Below are 16532 nucleotides of genomic sequence, written 5' to 3' on the forward strand. Positions count from 1 at the left end.
CGGGGTCAGCCGGGGTGGGTCATCGAGAGCACGTCGAGCGCGCGATCGAGCTGCTCGAGGGTGACCTCGCCGCGCTCGACGAAACCGAGATCGATGACCGACTCGCGGATCGTCAGGCCCTCGGCCACGGCGTGCTTGGCGATCTTGGCGGCGTTCTCGTAGCCGATGATCTTGTTGAGCGGGGTGACGATCGAGGGCGACGACTCGGCCATGGCGCGGGCGCGGTCGAGGTTGGCCTCGAGCCCGTCGACCGTCGTGTCGGCGAGCAGTCGCGTCGAGTTCGCGAGCAGGCGGATCGACTCGAGCAGCGCCGTGCCCATGACCGGGATCGCGACGTTGAGCTCGAAGTTGCCGCTGGCCCCGGCCCAGGCGATCGTGGAGTCGTTGCCCATGACGCGGGCGGCGACCATGATCACGGCCTCGGGAACCACGGGGTTCACCTTGCCGGGCATGATCGAGCTGCCCGGCTGAAGGTCGGGGATGTGGATCTCATTGAGGCCCGTGTTGGGGCCGGACCCCATCCAGCGCAGGTCGTTGCAGATCTTGATGAGCGAGACCGCGAGAACGCGCAGGGCTCCGGATGCCTCCACGAGTCCGTCGCGTGCGCCCTGCGCCTCGAAGTGGTCGACCGCCTCGGTGATCGGCAGGGTCGTCGACTCGGCGAGGATCGCGATGACCTTCTGCGAGAAGCCCGCGGGGGTGTTGATCCCGGTGCCGACCGCCGTGCCGCCCAGCGGCACCTCGGCGACGCGGGGGAGCGCGGCCTCGACCCGCTCGATCCCGAGACGGATCTGGCGAGCGTAGCCGCCGAACTCCTGGCCCAGGGTGACCGGGGTGGCATCCATCAGGTGGGTGCGGCCCGACTTGACGGCGCCGGCCCAGAGCGTCGCCTTCTTCTCGAGCGAGACCGCCAGGTGGTCGAGGGCCGGAACGAGGTCGTTGATGAGCGCACCCGTGACGGCGACGTGCACCGAGGTGGGGAAGACGTCGTTGCTGGACTGCGAGGCGTTGACGTGGTCGTTGGGGTGCACCGGCGCGCCCAGCTTCTGGGTGGCGAGGGTTGCGAGCACCTCGTTGATGTTCATGTTCGAGCTCGTGCCCGAGCCGGTCTGGTAGGTGTCGATCGGGAACTGATCGTGGTGCGCGCCCGCGATGACCTCGTCGGCGGCCGCGACGATGGCGTCGGCGATGGGAGCCGACACGGTGCCCAGCTCTTTGTTGACGAGGGCCGCGGCCCGTTTGATCCGCGCCAGGGCGACGATCTGACCCGGCTCGAGGCCGGAACCCGAGATCGGGAAGTTCTCGACCGCGCGCTGGGTCTGCGCCCCGTAGAGCGCGTCGAAGGGGACCTTCACCTCGCCCATGGTGTCGTGCTCGATACGGAACTGCTGCGGGGCGCTGCTCACGGTGAAGGGCCTTCCTACGGGTGCTCTGTGCTGGATGGAATGGTCAGCTGGTGGCGAGCTCACCGATCATGACGTCGGGAACCACGCGGCCTTCGAGCAGCCGGTAGTTCGCGCCGACGACAGCCAGCGTACCGGCGGCGACGGCGAGGCTGATGAGTTCAGAGCTCTCGAGCAGTTCGGCGACCGTGTCGCGCAGGTGCTCGCGCACCACCTCGCCGATGTCGGGGGAGTGGTCATGGTCGATCGGACCGTCGAAGCCGTCGTGGTGCTCGGACGCGATCACGCGCTGCACGGCGGGCGCGATCGGGGCGATCAGCTGGGCGATGTGCGGGGGCAGCGGATCGGCATCCGGTCGCGTGGAGTCGATCGCGGCGCGCACCGCGCCGCACTGGTCGTGACCGAGCACCACGATGAGGGGGACGTGCAGCACGGCGACCGCGTACTCGAGCGACCCGATGACGGAGTCCGAGATGACCTGGCCCGCGTTGCGCACCACGAACAGGTCGCCGAGACCCTTGTCGAAGATGATCTCGGCCGCCAGTCGCGAGTCGCTGCAGCCGAACAGGGCGGCGATGGGCTCCTGCGCCGCCGCGAGCTGCTCGCGGCGCTCCACATCCTGACGCGGATGCAGCGGCTCACCCGCGACGAACCGCTCGTTGCCGCGCGCCATCTCGTGCCAGACGCGGGCCGGAGTGCGGGTCATCCGTTCAACTCCTTGGTGATCTCGGTGGCCAGAGTCGCGAACTCCGAGTCGGAGGCCGTCCCGGCCAGCACGACCGTGCTCGCGCCGACCGTCGTGACGAGGGCGTAGGCCAGGTTGCCGGGGTTCGAGTCGGCGCGGTGGTCGTAGACCTGCCAGCGGGACCCGTCGAAGCTCGTCTGGCCGGTCGCCTTCTTGTCGTGAAGCTGCGAGGCGATCCAGCTGGCGTTGGCGTCGAGACCCTGAACGAGTCCGATGTACTGCGTGCTCGGGGTCAGCAGACCGATCTGCCAGCTGGCGATCCCGTCGGACGAGGATGCGGCGTCGACCAGCTCGGCGCGATTGGCCGACCAGCCCTTCGGCAGGGTCGGCACGAGAAGCGGAGTCGACACCGACGGCTGCGCGTCTCGCGCCACAGCCGCGTAGTCGACCGCCTTCGGAGCGCCCGCCTGATCGGGTCGCACCACCACGACCACGATGACGAAGACGACGAGCAGCGAGGCGGCCAGGGCGATCACCAGGTTGAGCACGGTCTGGTTGCTGCGGTGCGCGACGGTCGCCGCGGCCTTGCGGTCGGCCGTCTCCTGCGGGGTCTCGGCGCGGCCGAGTTCGGCGACGATCGGGCGTCCGCTGTCGTCGAGGCCCTTGCGGTCGTTCACGACTCGGCGGGCGGGGCGCCGGCGGAGGTGGTGCTGCCCGCGCCGCCGGTGGCCGCGTTGCGGGCGGCGTCGAGGCGCTCCTTGGCGCCCATCAGCCACTGCTCGCAGCGTCGGGCGAGAGCCTCACCGCGCTCCCACAGGGCGAGCGACTGCTCGAGGGTCACCGACCCCTGCTCGAGTTCGTTGACGACGCGGACGAGTTCGTCACGCGCCTGCTCATAGCTGAGTTCGGCGATGTCGGCGGGGTTCTGGATGCCGGATTCGGCCATGGTGTCGAGTCTACCCGCGGCTCGGAACCGGCTCGTCGGCCGTCGTGCCGACGGGGGAATCCGCGTCGCCGACGGTCACGGGGAGGGATCCGTCGGCCAGCGTGAGGCGCAGCGGCTCGCCGGTCTCGGCGTCGGCGGCCGCACGCAGGATGGCGCCGTCGGCGCGCTGCGCGATGGCGTAGCCGCGTTCGAGCGTGCGCTTCGGCGAGAGGGCACGCAGCTGCCCGGTCAGCTCGGAGATCCGCAGGCTGGCGCGGTCGATCCGGTGGTCCATCAACTCGGAACCGCGGGCGACCCAGCGGGTGAGTTCCTCGGAGCGGGTCTGGATCAGCCAGCTCGGATCGGCGAGGGCGGGACGGGAACGGATGTGGCCGATCCGGTCGATCTCGGCGGTCACGAACCCCGTGACCCGCGTGAGCATGCGCGCGCGAGCCTGCCGAACGCGAGCCAGCTCGTCGGCGACGTCGGGGACGACCCGCTTCGCGGCATCCGTCGGGGTCGAGGCGCGCAGGTCGGCGACCTCGTCGAGCAGCGGGCGGTCGGCTTCGTGCCCGATCGAGCTTACCAAGGGGGTCACGCAGGCGGCTGCGGTGCGTACCAGCTGCTCGTCGCTGAAGGTCAGCAGGTTCTGGAAGTCGCCGCCGCCCCGGGCGACGATGATGACGTCGACCTCGGGATCGGCATCCAGTTCGCGGATCGCGGCCGAGACGTCGGCGGCCGCCCTGTCGCCCTGAACGGCGGCATGCCGCACGCGGAAGCGCACCTCGGGCCAGCGGAGCTGTGCGTTGCGCAGCACGTCTTTCTCGGCATCCGAGTCCTTGCCGGTGATCAGGCCGATGCACCCCGGCAGGAAGGGCAGCGGCACCTTGCGGTCGAGCGAGAAGAGCCCCTCCTCGGCGAGCTGGCGGCGCAGCCGCTCGAGCCGCTCGAGGAGGTCGCCCAGCCCGACGTGGCGCAGTTCGTAGACCTGCATCGTGAGCGTGCCGCCCTTGGGCCAGAAGTTCGGCTTGAGCAGCGCGATCACGCGATCGCCCTGCTTGAACTCCTCGCTGAACTTGGCGCGGGTCGACGACCAGACCGTGAACGAGAGCGTCGCGTCCTGTTCGAGGTCTTTCAACTTGCCGTAGACGTTGCCGCCCGAGACGCCCCACTGGGTGATCTCGCCCTCGGTCCAGACGGTGCCGAGCCGGTCGATGTAGCCCTTCAGCTTGCCGGCGAGCAGGGCGACCGGCCAGGGCGAGTCGGGGGTCGAGGGCGCGCTGCCGTCGGCCGGCGCTGACGCGGTGTCGGTCATGCCGTCAGGCTACGGGATGCCGCGGACGCCCGTCCGGCGACGAGTCACCGTGCCGGCTCACCGGACGACGCGCAGCCGAAGCCAGGCGGCGAAGCCCTCGATCTGTTCGTGCACCGCGTCGCGCACGGACGGGGCGAAGGGCTCGTCCTGGTGCACCGCATTGACCGTGAAGGTGCCGGCCCTGCGGTCGGCGCGCGCATCGACCTTGCCGATGAGGCGCTCCCCGTGCAGGATCGGCAGCGCGAACGGCCCCCAGCGTCTCGTGGTCGCGGGCTTGTACATCTCCAACGCGTAGTCGAAGTCGAACAGCGAGGAGAGCCGCTCGCGGTCGAACACCAGTCGGTCGAAGGGCGACAGGATCGCCGTCCGGCCCTGGAACGGCCGGCCGATGGCGGCAGGATCGACCCGCCAGCGCCCGGGGACCCCGTCGATCTCGGCCGGTTCGCCCAGGTCCGCCATGGTGCGGTGCAGCTCGAAGGGCTGAGCGGACGCCCCCTCGCGTGCGACGCCCAGCGCGGCCAGCAGACGCTCGCCACGGATCCGTCGCGCCTCGTCCTCCGGCACCTCGACGGTGTCGGCCGGATAGACGTGTTCGGCGAGGTCCCAGACCCGCAACCGGCCCTCGTGCGCCACGACGGCGAGTTCGCCGCGCATGTGCATCATCTCGAGCATCTGGGTCACGTTGCGGTCACGGGTCCACCCGCTCGACTCCCACGGCACGATCGCCTCGTCGGGGATGTCGCGCGAGGTCAACGGCCCCTCGTCGGCGATGCGGTTCCGGATGCCGCGACGGAACGGTTCGTTGGCCTCGAGCCATGCGCCACCGCCGGCTCGTTCGGTCCAGCTGCGCATCCCCGCGAGGAACAGCGGGAGGTCGCTCATCGCCCTCAGCATCCAACCGCGCTCGAACAACCGGCCGTCGGCCAGCGCCGTCCAGGTGTGGCCGGGGCGATGTGCAGCCCCGAGCCTGGTCCAGGCGATGTGGTCGGCGGCGGGGGCGACGATGCCCGTCAGCTCGACGCGCAGCATCCCGAGATCGCGGACCATGGTCAGCAGATCGGCCGGACGTCGGTCGTCGAGCAGCGCCGCGCGCACCGCGATGCGCCGCGCCTCGTCGCGATCGAGCCGGTGGACTGTCACAGCGCCACCCTAGAGCGCCGCCGAGAGTCCACCGAATGTCGTTTTCGCGAACGGATTCCGACCGCTTCTGGACTCTCGGCGCAGAAAGCGGCCGCTCGGCCCGAACCGTAGACTCGAGCCGTGGCCGGAATCACGAACGGCGCGCTCGGCGTCACGCTCGACCTGCCCCGTGTTCCCGCGGAGCGCGGGCGTCTCGTCGACCGTCCGGTCGCGGGCGAGAAGCACGTGCTGCTCGCCGCCCCGCGCGGCTACTGCGCCGGGGTCGACCGCGCCGTGGTCGCCGTCGAGAAGGCCCTGGACCGCTTCGGATCGCCGGTCTACGTGCGCAAGCAGATCGTCCACAACGTGCACGTGGTGAGCGAACTCGAGAAGCGCGGCGCGATCTTCGTGGACGAGGTCGACGAGGTGCCGACCGGGTCGCACCTCGTGTTCAGCGCGCACGGCGTCTCGCCGATGGTCGTGCAGGCGGCAGCCGATCGCCAGCTGCTCGCGATCGACGCCACCTGCCCGCTCGTGACCAAGGTGCACCGCGAGGCGACCAGGTTCGCGGGGCAGGACAAGCACATCCTGCTGATCGGCCACACCGGCCACGAGGAGGTCGAGGGCACGATGGGTCACGCCCCCGATCGCACGACGCTCGTCACGAGCCCGGCGGATGCCGACACCATCGAGGTGGCCGATCCCGACAACCTGGTCTGGATCTCGCAGACCACCCTCAGCGTCGACGAGACCATGGAGACCGTCCGCCGCCTCCGTGAGCGCTTCCCCGCGCTGCAGGATCCGCCGAGCGACGACATCTGTTACGCCACCCAGAACCGGCAGGTCGCGATCAAGAAGGTCGCACAGGATGCCGATCTGGTGATCGTCGTCGGCTCCGCGAACAGCTCGAACAGCGTGCGCCTCGTCGAGGTCGCCCTGGAGCACGGCGCGCGCGCGGCGCACCGCGTTGACTACGCGAGCGAGATCCAGCAGGAATGGCTCGACGGAGTGGTCTCGGTCGGCGTGACGAGCGGCGCGTCCGTGCCCGAGGTGCTCGTGCAGGAGGTGCTCGCCGATCTCGCGGATGCCGGCTACAGCACGGTCCACGAGGTGACGACGGCCGAGGAGGACCTGATGTTCTCGCTCCCCAAGGAATTGCGCACCGACGTGACGGGGGCGACGGACGACCGCGCACTGGGCGGCCGAACGTCCAGCGGCCCCGCGGTGGCCGGCACCGCACGAGACGGCGGCCGACCGTGACCGAGCCGGGCCGCGATCCTCGCCCCGCGCCCCAGTACGGCGAGTACGCCACCCCGGAGGAGGTCGCGGCGGCCCGCGGTCCGCTTCCCGTCGAGCACCCCGAGGAGCACGGCACCGTGGGGCCCTCGACCCTGGCGCAGCGCTTGAGCACGGCACCGCCGCCCCGCGGTGACCGGGTGGCATCCCGTCGCCCCGCGGGACGCTGGAACGCGCCGATCACGGCCTTCCTGCTGACGCTCGGGGCGTGGTTCACGATCAGCTCGATCCCCGGATTCCTGCGATTCGGCTCGGTGCTCAGCCAGGCTCTGGCGATGTACGGCATCACGGGGGTGAGCTTCGGCCCGGTCGCGCAGACGGCGGGGGTCGTGCTGCTGGTCGTGTCACTGTTGCTGCTGATCGGCGCCATCGGGCTGTCGGTGCTCATGATCCGGCGCGGACGCCGCTCGGTGTGGATCCCGCTGCTTGCGGGCATCCTGATGTTCCTCGCCTACCTCGTCACCATCTATCTCGTCGTGGCGAACACGCCCGGGGCGACCGACCTCCTGCAGAATCGCTGAGGAGCCGGAAGGAGGCCACGTGCGCGTCCCCGTGCTGCCCCGCGATGTCGCGGCCGGAATCATCACCGGCTCGGTGGCCATGCTCGGCTGGGCGATCGGCGCCGTCACCCTCGTGCTGGCGTTCCCGGTGCTCGTCGAGACGCTCGTTCGCGCGGGACGGGCCGCCGACATCCCACTGCCGGCCGCCCTGCTGCTGATCATGCTGGTGAGCCTCGGCCTCGTCGTGTGGCGGGAGCGCCCGTGGGCCGTCGCCGCCTACCTCGTCGTCGGCTTCGTGGCGAGCGTCAGCTACGAGCTGAACCTGCTGAGCGTTCTGCCGGGATCGATCGAGACCCAGGTCTATGTGTTGAATCGGCCGGCGGCCGCGCTCGTCCTCGTGGGCCTGGCGGCTCGGCGGCCGATCGTCGGAATCGCATGGTCGACCCTCGGTTTCGTCGTCTCGACCCTCTCGACCGTCGTGGTGGCCGCGATCGCCGGCGTGCCGTTCCGCCCCGGCTACGCCCCCATTTTCGCGCTCGTGGTCTCGCTGGCGGCCTATCTGACCCTCTGGGGCGTGCAGGTTGCGCAACGGCGCCGGGTGCCGAACATCGAGGAGCTCGAAGCCGAGAATGCGCGGCTCAGTCGCGGTGAAGACCTGGCGCGTCGCACCACCGCGGCCGTGCACGACACCCTGTTGAACGATCTGTCCGTGGTGATGAACGCCCCGGACGAACTGGATGCCCGCGCACGCGCGCGACTGGTCGAGGACCTCGAGACCCTGCGGGGGGCCGAGTGGCTGCAGGAGTCGTCCCGGCTCACGATGACCGACGAGCAGGACACCCTGCTGCGCAACGAGGTCGGCAGGCTGATCAGCGAGTTCCAGTGGCGCGGTCTCAGCGTGCATGTCACAGGATCCGGCGACGGGATCTACCGCCTCGACCCTGCAGTGGCCACGGCCCTCGTCGAGGCGTTGCGGGCCGCGTTGGAGAACGTCGCGCGGCATTCCGGCGCCTCGGTCGCCGAGGTCGAACTGGTCTACACGCCCGACTCGGTGACGATCATGGTGACCGACGAAGGCGTCGGGTTCGACCCGGCAACGGTGCCCGACGACCGGCTCGGTCTGCGAGCCTCGATCAAGGACAGGCTCTCAGCCGTCGGAGGCGAGGTGCAGATCTGGAGCTCGCCGGGCTCGGGAACCTCGATCGTCATGACCAGCCCCGTGCGGGCGATGGTCCGTCCGAACGATCCACCGCATCACCAGGAGTCCCGATGATCGAGCGTCGGTCGCTGACCGTTTCTCCGCAGCAGATCGACCCGCTCAGCTGGTTCACGGGTCGGGTCGTGCCGCTCGTGTTCGCCGGGCTGATCGTGCTCTACGGCGCGTTCCGCATCCCCACCTGGTTCACGACGCCGCTGCCGTGGGTGCAGCCGCTCGCGGTGCTGTTGTGTGCGACCGCCTGCGTCTTCGTCTACGTGATGACCCGTCCCCTGCGCGGGGAGCCCGGGTGGATCGTCGGAATCGTGACGGTCGCGATCGGGGGTGCGGGATTCGTGCTGTCGGCGATCGGGTACGCCGGGACGAACCAGTCGATCGAACTGATGTGGGGCCCGTTCGGCCTCGCACTCGCGATCTCGAGCCTCGCGCCCTACCTGAGCGCGCGACGGGTGCTCGTCCTCGGTGGCGTCGGCACGCTCGTCTTCACCCTGCTCGCGTACTGGTTCATCCAGGGCGATGCCCGGCCATGGGGACCGCTCACGACCATGGTCATCATCGCGTCCCCGGTCATCTGCGGCCTGGTTGCCGCGGTCACCTTCTCCTACGCCCTGGTGAACCGGATGCTGCCGGTGATCGAACAGCGCTCCCAGCGGGTGCTGACCCGGCTGCCCTACGACGAGGAGGCGGAGCGCACCGAGCGCCTGCGCCTCGCACGGCTCTCGGCGCGCGCCGTGCCGTTCCTGGAGGGGATTGCGGCGAGCGGCGAAATCACGCCGCAGGATCGCGGGCTCGCGGGACAACTCGCCCGGCGGTTGCGCGACGACCTCGTGACGCAGTCCAATCTGAGCTGGCTCGACTCGATCGCCAGCGAGTCGCGTCTGGTGGTCGTCGATCCCGAGCGCCGGGCGGAGCGGATGCGCCCCGCGCAGCGCACGGCCCTGCGCGCCATGCTCCGGGCGGTGCTCGCGACACCCGGAGCCGACCGGGGCTCTCTGCTGATCGACCTCCGCGGCCGGCCCGACGGCGCGACCGCCGTCGCCATCAGCATGGACGTCGACCTCCCCGAGGGGCGGCGCATCATGCACCTCGCGCCGTACTACCTGACCCTGCGGGCCGCCGTCGACGAGATGAACTGGGATACGCGCACCCTGAGCTTCACCGTCACGGGCAGCTGAGTCAGCTTCGGCTGATCGAGTGCCCCGCCGAGCCGAGCTGCGTGGTCGCCTCGGCGACGCGGGCCGCCATCGCGGTCTCGGCGAGCTTGCCCCAGGCGCGCGGGTCGTAGACCTTCTTGTTGCCGACCTCGCCGTCGACCTTGAGCACGCCGTCGTAGTTCTTGAACATGGTGTCGGCGATCGAGCGGGTGAAGGCGTACTGGGTGTCGGTGTCGATGTTCATCTTCACGACGCCGTTCGCGACCGCCTCGGCGATCTCGGCATCCGACGAGCCCGAGCCGCCGTGGAAGACGAGGTCGAGCGGCCGTGCATCCGTTCCGAACTTCTCGGCGAGACCGGCCTGGATCTGCCCGAGCAGTTCGGGCTTGAGCACGACGTTGCCCGGCTTGTACACGCCGTGCACGTTGCCGAAGGTGAGCGCGGCCATGTAGCGGCCCTGTTCGCCGAGGCCGAGCGCCTCGACGGTCTGGATGGCATCCGCGAGCGTCGTGTACAGGTGCTCGTTGATCTCGTGGCTGACGCCGTCCTCCTCGCCGCCCACGACGCCGATCTCGACCTCGAGGATCGCGTGGATGGCCTTCAGTCGCGGCAGCAGCTGCGCCGCCTGCGCCAGGTTGTCGGCGAGCGGGATCGCGGAGCCGTCGAACATGTGCGACTGGAAGATCGGGTTGCCGCCGGCCTTGACCTGGGCCTCGGATGCCGCGATGAGCGGCTCGACGAAGCCGGCCAGTGCGTCCTGCGGGCAGTGGTCGGTGTGCAGGGCGATCGTGATCGGGTAGTTCTTGGCGACCTCGGTCACGAAGCCCGCGAAGGCCAGGGCGCCCGAGGCCCGCGCCTTGACGGTCTGGCCGGCGAAGTAGTCCGCACCGCCGGTCGTGACCTGGATGATGCCATCCGACCCGGCCTCGCTGAGTCCCTGGAGCACGGCGTTGATCGTCGACGACGACGACACGTTGACGGCCGGGAACGCGAACCCCTTCGCCTTGGCCGTGTCGAGCATCTCGGCGTACTGATCGGGCGTGGCGACGGGCATGTGATCTCCTTGCGAGGGTGTGGTGGTCCGCCGCCGAGTCTACCGACCCGCCGATCCGGCGACGAAGGCGGGCTCGGGCCGGCTCGGCTAGGCTCGACCGTGCGCTGCCGCCACCTCGGCGCATCCGTTCCGTCATCGATCGACAGGATGCTTCTCGCATGGTGAGCACCGAAACCGGCACCCTCTTCCTCCACCCCGACCGCAACCTCGCGCTCGAACTCGTGCGGGCGACGGAGGCCGCGGCCATCCGCGCCGTGCCCTTCATCGGGCGCGGCGACAAGCTCGGCGCCGACGGGGCGGCGGTGGATGCGATGCGCAAGTTCCTGGGAACGGTGAACTTCGCCGGCACGATCGTCATCGGCGAGGGCGAGAAGGATCAGGCGCCGATGCTGTTCAACGGCGAGGTGGTCGGCAACGGTCACGGTCCGGAGTGCGACATCGCCGTCGATCCGATCGACGGCACCTCGCTGACGGCCGCCGGACGGCAGAACGCGATCTCGATGATCGCCGCCGCCGACCGCGGGGCGATGCTCGACGCGCACTCCGTCTTCTACATGGACAAGATCGTCACCGGCCCCGAGGGCGTCGGCGTCGTCGACATCCGCCAGCCGATCGGCGAGAACATCCGGGCCCTGGCGAAGGCCAAGGGCAAGGCGGTCGGTGAGATGTACATCGGCGTGCTCGACCGGCCGCGGCACGAGCAGCTCATCGCCGACATCCGGGCGGCGGGGGCGGGCACGCGCCTGCTGCTCGACGGCGATGTCGCGGGCGGCATCAACGCGGCCAGCTACGAGGGCCGGCTCGACATGTGCGTCGGCATCGGTGGAAGTCCCGAAGGGGTGGCGACGGCCTGCGCGATCAAGGCGCTCGGCGGTCTCATCCAGACCGTGCTCGAACCCAAGACCGACGACGAGAAGCAGCGCGGGCTCGACGCCGGCCTCAAGTTCGACCACGTCTACGAGGCCGACGAACTCGTGAAGGGCGACAACACCTTCTTCGTCGCGACGGGCGTCACCGACGGGATGCTCGTGCGCGGGGTGCAGCGCAAGGGCCCGATCATCCGCACCGAGAGCATCGTGCTGCGCGCCCGCTCCGGCACGATCCGCCGCGTCACGGCCGATCACCAGACCTCGAAGTGGCTGGGCGACGACTTCGGCTCGCGCTGAGGCGTTCGCTCACAGCGATCCGCCGTTGCGGAGTGAGTGCTCACTCATTTAGTATCCCGGGGTGACCCACCTCCCCGCCGACTTCCTCGTGGTGCGCACCCGCGCCCCGCGGATGACGCCGGAGGAGCGACGCGACGCCATCATCGACGCCGTCATCCCGCTGCTCCGCGAGCGCGGGCGCGAGGTCTCGACCAAGCAGATCGCCGAGGCCGCCGGCGTCGCTGAGGGGACCCTGTTCCGGGCCTTCGGCGACAAGGAGAGCATCTTCTCCGCCGCCTTGGTGCGCTACTTCGATCCGCAGCCGTTTCGTGATGCGCTTCGCGCGATCGATCCCGAGGAACCGACCGAAGACAAGCTCCGCCAGGTCTTCGTGCTCTTCCGGGAACGGTTCGAGGGCGTCATCGGGTTCATGTCGGCAATGCGCATGGAGTCGGGCGCTCCGTCGCAGGTGGTGAAACGCGACGAGCCCCCGTTCGAGGTGCTCGATCAGGTGTTCCGGCCGGATGAGCTCACCGTGTCGCCCCGAATGCTCGGTTACTACCTGCGGATCATCGCGTTCTCGACCTCCCTCCATCCGTTCAACGACATCCACCGCTTCTCGATCGACGAGCTCGTCCAGTTCGTCGCCCATGGCGTGCTTCCGCCCGCCGCCCCCGCCACCGCCCCGCCCGGAAAGAAGGACTGACCATGCTCGGTCGCCTGCTCGTGCGCTTCCTCCGCCCCTACTGGCCTCTGCTCATCGGAGTCGTCGTCTTCCAGTTGGGGCAGTCGATCGCTTCGCTCTACCTGCCGACGCTCAACGCCGACATCATCGACAACGGCGTGGCCAAGGGCGACACCGGCTACATCATGCGGGTCGGCGCCCTGATGCTCGCCATCACGCTCGGACAGGTCGTCTTCTCGGTCGTCGCGGTCTACTTCGGCGCGCGCACGGCCATGTCGCTGGGTCGCGACCTGCGTGGCGCGATCTTCCACCGCGTCGGAGAGTTCTCGGAGCGGGAGGTGTCGAGGTTCGGCGCTCCCTCGCTCATCACCCGCACCACCAACGACGTGCAACAGGTGCAGATGCTCGTCCTGATGACCTGCACGCTGCTCGTCTCGGCGCCGATCCTCGCCGTCGGCGGCGTGGTCTTCGCGCTGCAGCAGGATGTGCCGCTCTCCGGCATCCTGGTCGTCGCCGTCCCCGTGCTGCTGGTCGGCATCGGCCTCATCATCAGCCGGATGGTGCCGCAGTTCCGCAAGATGCAGACCCGCATCGACACGATCAACCGGGTGCTGCGTGAGCAGCTGACCGGCATCCGGGTCATCCGCGCCTTCGTCCGCGAGCCGGTCGAGATCGATCGCTTCGCCGACGCGAACGCGGCGGTCACCGAGACCGCGGTCAAGGCGGGGCGCCTGTTCGCGTTGATGTTCCCGTTCGTGCTGCTCGTGCTCAACGTCTCGAGCATCGCCGTTCTGTGGTTCGGGGCCGGTCGGATCGACAGCGGCGCCCTGCAGGTCGGAGCGCTCGTCGCGTTCCTGAGCTACCTCATCCAGATCCTCATGGCGGTCATGATGGCGACGTTCATGGCCGTGCTGCTGCCTCGTGCCGCGGTGTCGGGCGACCGGATCGGCGAAGTCCTGAGCACGGAGCCCTCGGTCGTCTCGCCCGTCTCGCCCGTGACGACCTTGCCGTCGACGGGACGGATCGAGCTGCGCGCGGCGACGTTCTCGTACCCCGGCGCCGAACAGCCGGTGCTTCACGAGGTCAGCTTCACGGCGCAACCGGGCACGACCACGGCGGTGATCGGATCGACCGGCGCCGGAAAGACCACGCTCGTGAACCTGCTTCCGCGGCTCTTCGACGTGACCGGCGGGGCCGTTCTGGTCGACGGAGTCGACGTGCGCGAGGTGGACCCCGAGTTGCTGTGGAGCCGGATCGGCCTGATCCCGCAGCGCCCCTACCTGTTCTCGGGCACCGTCGCCTCGAACCTCCGCTACGGCAAACCGGATGCCACCGACGACGAACTCTGGTCGGCGCTCGAGATCGCCCAGGCCAAGGACTTCGTCTCGGCGATGCCCGAGCAGCTCGAGGCGCCGATCGCGCAAGGCGGCACGAACGTCTCGGGAGGACAGCGACAACGCCTGGCGATCGCCAGAGCGCTCGTGAAACGGCCCGAGATCTATGTCTTCGACGACTCGTTCTCGGCCCTCGACACCGGCACGGATGCCCGGCTGCGTGCCGCACTCGACCGTCAGGTCGCGAATGCCACCCGCATCGTCGTGGCACAGCGCGTGTCGACCATCCTCGACGCCGATCAGATCGTCGTGCTGGACAAGGGCCGGGTCGTCGGCCTGGGAACCCATGACGAGCTGCTCCTGAGTTCGCCGGAATACGCGGAGATCGTGCAGAGCCAGCTCTCGATCGAGGAGGCGGCATGAGCACCGCGACGTCCAAGCCGACCACTGCTCCCGGCGAGAGCGTCCCGCGTCCCCCCGTTCGGCGGGGGCCGGGTGGGGGCGGCCCATTCGGCGGCATGCAGGGCCCGGTCGAGAAGGCGATGAACTTCGGGCCCTCGGCGAAGCGTCTGCTGGGCCGTCTGCGCCCGGAGCGCGCGATGATCGTGGGCGTCGTCCTGCTGGGTGTCGTCAGCGTCGTGCTCAGCGTTCTCGGGCCGAAGATCCTGGGGCAGGCGACCAACCTGATCTTCGAGGGGGTGATCTCGAAATCCCTCCCTGCCGGCACCACGAAGGCGCAGGTCATCGCGGGCCTGCGTGCCCAAGGTCAGAACCAGCAGGCGGAACTCCTCAGCGGCATGGACCTGCATCCGGGTCAGGGCATCGACTTCTCGTCGCTGCAGCTGGTGCTCGGTATCGTGCTGCTGCTCTACGTGTTCTCGTCGGTGTTCAGCTGGCTGCAGGCGTACCTGCTCAACGGGGTGACACAACGCACGGTGTATCGACTGCGTCGTGATGTCGAGGCCAAGATCCACCGGCTGCCGCTGACCTACTTCGACAAGACCCCGCGGGGCGAGCTGCTGAGCCGGGTCACCAACGACATCGACAACATCTCGCAGAGCCTCCAGCAGACCATGAGCCAGCTGATCGTCTCGCTGCTGACGGTGGTCGGCGTCCTCGTCATGATGTTCGTCATCTCGCCGATCCTCGCCGTCATCGCCGTGGTCACGGTGCCGATCACCCTCGGCATCACGGTCGTGATCGGCAAGCGCTCGCAGAAGCAATTCGTGGCGCAGTGGACGCACACCGGGGCGCTGAACGGACAGATCGAGGAGGGCTACACCGGTCATGCCCTCGTGAAGGTGTTCGGCCGGCACCAGGAGGTCGAGAAGCGGTTCGCCGAGAAGAACGAGGAGCTCTACAAGGCCAGCTTCGGCGCCCAGTTCGTGAGCGGCCTGATCATGCCGTCGGCCACCTTCGTGGGCAATCTGGTCTACGTGGCGATCGCGGTCGCGGGTGGGCTTCTGGTGGCCAACGGGTCGATCCGGATCGGCGATGTGCAGGCGTTCATCCAGTACTCACGTCAGTTCACCCAGCCGCTGGCGCAACTCGGTTCCATGGCGAATCTGCTGCAGTCGGGGGTGGCGAGCGCCGAGCGGGTGTTCGAGCTGCTCGACGTCGAGGAGCAGACTCCGGATGCCGATCCGGCATCCTCGCCGACTGCCCACACCGGTCGCCTCGAGTTCGAGCACGCCTCCTTCTCGTACGACGCCCAGAAGCCGTTGATCACTGATCTGTCGCTCGTGGCGAGCCCCGGACAGACCATCGCCGTGGTCGGACCTACGGGTGCGGGCAAGACGACCCTCGTCAACCTCATCATGCGGTTCTACGAGCTCGACGGCGGGCGGATCACGCTCGACGGAGTCGATATCGCCCGGATGACGCGCGCCGACCTGCGTTCGCGCACGGGCATGGTGCTGCAGGACACCTGGCTGTTCGGGGGGACGATCCGCGACAACATCGCCTACGGGCGTCCGGATGCCACTGACGAGGAGATCTTCGACGCCGCGCGGGCCTCGTACGTGGACCGGTTCGTGCACTCGCTGCCCGACGGCTACGAGACGGTTCTCGATGACGAGGCGGGCAACATCAGCGCCGGCGAGAAGCAGCTCATCACGATCGCCCGCGCCTTCCTGGCGCGACCGAGCGTGCTGATCCTCGACGAGGCGACGAGCTCGGTCGACACCCGCACCGAGTTGCTCGTGCAGCGCGCGATGAGCGCTCTCCGCAAGGACCGCACGAGCTTCGTGATCGCACACCGGCTCTCGACGATCCGGGATGCCGACCTGATCCTGGTCATGGAGTCGGGCTCGATCGTCGAGCAGGGCACGCACGACGAGCTGCTCGCCGCGAACGGGGCGTACGCGCGCCTCTACGCGGCCCAGTTCGCCGCCCCGATCGACGACGAGTCCGGGGCGCAGGCCGACCCTCGTGCTCTCGTTCCCTCGGCTGCGGCACTCGCCCGCGAGGCGATCGACGCCGAACTCGACCCCGACGCCGCGGACTGAGGCCGCGCGCGGCCGCGGGCGCCCGCGCGCCCGTCGGGGTGGCGCGCGCCCCGTCGGGCCGGCGTGCCCAACGTGTCGCCGAGAGTCCAAGATCGGTCGGAATCCGGCCCCCCAAACCGGCGATTCTTGGACTCTCGGCGGGCTGCGATGGGCGGCGGGGCGACCGCGGGGCGGGCGCGCCGGCCGGCCGTCGC

14 protein-coding genes and 1 pseudogene are annotated in these 16532 nt (G+C 69.5%); 8 read left to right on the forward strand and 7 right to left on the reverse strand.

All coding sequences use genetic code 11. The features are described 5' to 3' along the window. Nucleotides 1-5 precede the first annotated feature (5 nt). The 6 genes and pseudogenes from ACFPJ4_RS01770 to ACFPJ4_RS01795 all read right to left on the reverse strand — a co-directional run bounded on the left by ACFPJ4_RS01770 (nt 6) and on the right by ACFPJ4_RS01795 (nt 5468). Nucleotides 6-1406 (reverse strand): class II fumarate hydratase, encoded by a 1401-nt coding sequence (locus ACFPJ4_RS01770; RefSeq protein WP_386738570.1) that lies wholly within the window; start codon nt 1404-1406, stop codon nt 6-8. A 43-nt stretch (nt 1407-1449) separates the two neighbouring features. Continuing rightward, nucleotides 1450-2109 carry a carbonic anhydrase gene (locus ACFPJ4_RS01775; protein ID WP_386738571.1) on the reverse strand — a complete coding sequence of 220 codons (660 nt, stop codon included), beginning with the start codon at nt 2107-2109 and terminating at the stop codon, nt 1450-1452. Next, the gene (locus ACFPJ4_RS01780) at nt 2106-2765 is read right to left on the reverse strand and encodes a DUF4245 domain-containing protein (protein WP_386738572.1); all 660 of its coding nucleotides are present in this window, start codon (nt 2763-2765) and stop codon (nt 2106-2108) included. The genes ACFPJ4_RS01775 and ACFPJ4_RS01780 overlap by 4 nt, the downstream gene beginning before the upstream one ends. Further along, on the reverse strand, nt 2762-3034 hold the full coding sequence (locus ACFPJ4_RS01785) for an exodeoxyribonuclease VII small subunit (protein ID WP_386738573.1): 273 nt from the start codon (nt 3032-3034) through the stop codon (nt 2762-2764). Before ACFPJ4_RS01785 ends, ACFPJ4_RS01780 begins: the two co-directional genes overlap by 4 nt. Further along, a pseudogene (gene xseA, locus ACFPJ4_RS01790) lies at nt 3016-4328 on the reverse strand (exodeoxyribonuclease VII large subunit); the annotation flags it as partial. The gene ACFPJ4_RS01785 and the pseudogene xseA, both read right to left, overlap by 19 nt. Nucleotides 4329-4385: 57 nt before the next feature. Further along, nucleotides 4386-5468 carry a DNA glycosylase AlkZ-like family protein gene (locus ACFPJ4_RS01795; protein WP_386738574.1) on the reverse strand — a complete coding sequence of 361 codons (1083 nt, stop codon included), beginning with the start codon at nt 5466-5468 and terminating at the stop codon, nt 4386-4388. 162 nt (nt 5469-5630) lie between these two features. Between ACFPJ4_RS01795 and ACFPJ4_RS01800 the strand changes: the two genes are divergently transcribed. The 4 genes from ACFPJ4_RS01800 to ACFPJ4_RS01815 are packed head-to-tail and all read left to right on the forward strand — an operon-like array spanning nt 5631 to nt 9634. Beyond that, the gene (locus ACFPJ4_RS01800; RefSeq protein ID WP_386739753.1) at nt 5631-6707 is read left to right on the forward strand and encodes a 4-hydroxy-3-methylbut-2-enyl diphosphate reductase; all 1077 of its coding nucleotides are present in this window, start codon (nt 5631-5633) and stop codon (nt 6705-6707) included. Further along, on the forward strand, nt 6704-7264 hold the full coding sequence (locus tag ACFPJ4_RS01805) for a DUF6264 family protein (RefSeq protein WP_386738575.1): 561 nt from the start codon (nt 6704-6706) through the stop codon (nt 7262-7264). The genes ACFPJ4_RS01800 and ACFPJ4_RS01805 overlap by 4 nt, the downstream gene beginning before the upstream one ends. A 19-nt stretch (nt 7265-7283) precedes the next feature. Next, complete coding sequence (locus ACFPJ4_RS01810; protein WP_386738576.1) at nt 7284-8516, forward strand: sensor histidine kinase; 1233 nt, start codon at nt 7284-7286, stop codon at nt 8514-8516. After that, a complete protein-coding gene (locus tag ACFPJ4_RS01815; protein ID WP_386738577.1) occupies nt 8513-9634 on the forward strand; it encodes a hypothetical protein in 1122 nt (373 codons plus the stop codon). Before ACFPJ4_RS01810 ends, ACFPJ4_RS01815 begins: the two co-directional genes overlap by 4 nt. Nucleotide 9635: 1 nt before the next feature. Here the strand turns inward: ACFPJ4_RS01815 and fbaA are convergent, their stop codons facing one another. Continuing rightward, complete coding sequence (gene fbaA, locus ACFPJ4_RS01820; RefSeq protein ID WP_386738578.1) at nt 9636-10667, reverse strand: class II fructose-bisphosphate aldolase; 1032 nt, start codon at nt 10665-10667, stop codon at nt 9636-9638. A gap of 158 nt (nt 10668-10825) precedes the next feature. Between fbaA and glpX the strand changes: the two genes are divergently transcribed. The 4 genes from glpX (at nt 10826) to ACFPJ4_RS01840 (ending at nt 16338) form a co-directional block, all read left to right on the forward strand. After that, nucleotides 10826-11833 (forward strand): class II fructose-bisphosphatase, encoded by a 1008-nt coding sequence (glpX, locus tag ACFPJ4_RS01825; RefSeq protein ID WP_386738579.1) that lies wholly within the window; start codon nt 10826-10828, stop codon nt 11831-11833. A 61-nt stretch (nt 11834-11894) separates the two neighbouring features. Further along, nucleotides 11895-12518 carry a TetR/AcrR family transcriptional regulator gene (locus ACFPJ4_RS01830; protein ID WP_386738580.1) on the forward strand — a complete coding sequence of 208 codons (624 nt, stop codon included), beginning with the start codon at nt 11895-11897 and terminating at the stop codon, nt 12516-12518. Between the two features lie 2 nt (nt 12519-12520). After that, a complete protein-coding gene (locus ACFPJ4_RS01835; protein ID WP_386738581.1) occupies nt 12521-14254 on the forward strand; it encodes an ABC transporter ATP-binding protein in 1734 nt (577 codons plus the stop codon). Then, nucleotides 14251-16338 (forward strand): ABC transporter ATP-binding protein, encoded by a 2088-nt coding sequence (locus ACFPJ4_RS01840; protein ID WP_386738582.1) that lies wholly within the window; start codon nt 14251-14253, stop codon nt 16336-16338. Before ACFPJ4_RS01835 ends, ACFPJ4_RS01840 begins: the two co-directional genes overlap by 4 nt. The last annotated feature ends 194 nt before the right edge of the window (nt 16339-16532 follow it).

Origin of the sequence: Lysinimonas soli, assembly GCF_042655435.1 — a bacterium.
Classification (GTDB): domain Bacteria; phylum Actinomycetota; class Actinomycetes; order Actinomycetales; family Microbacteriaceae; genus Lysinimonas; species Lysinimonas soli.

Bases quoted from the DNA above. Each gene is read 5' to 3' on its own strand.
- ACFPJ4_RS01775 (WP_386738571.1), bottom strand. From the start codon at position 2,109: ATGACCCGCACTCCGGCCCGCGTCTGGCACGAGATGGCGCGCGGCAAC.
- ACFPJ4_RS01785 (WP_386738573.1), bottom strand. From the start codon at position 3,034: ATGGCCGAATCCGGCATCCAGAACCCCGCCGACATCGCCGAACTCAGC.
- ACFPJ4_RS01815 (WP_386738577.1), top strand. From the start codon at position 8,513: ATGATCGAGCGTCGGTCGCTGACCGTTTCTCCGCAGCAGATCGACCCG.
- fbaA (WP_386738578.1), bottom strand. From the start codon at position 10,667: ATGCCCGTCGCCACGCCCGATCAGTACGCCGAGATGCTCGACACGGCC.
- glpX (WP_386738579.1), top strand. From the start codon at position 10,826: ATGGTGAGCACCGAAACCGGCACCCTCTTCCTCCACCCCGACCGCAAC.
- ACFPJ4_RS01835 (WP_386738581.1), top strand. From the start codon at position 12,521: ATGCTCGGTCGCCTGCTCGTGCGCTTCCTCCGCCCCTACTGGCCTCTG.
- ACFPJ4_RS01840 (WP_386738582.1), top strand. From the start codon at position 14,251: ATGAGCACCGCGACGTCCAAGCCGACCACTGCTCCCGGCGAGAGCGTC.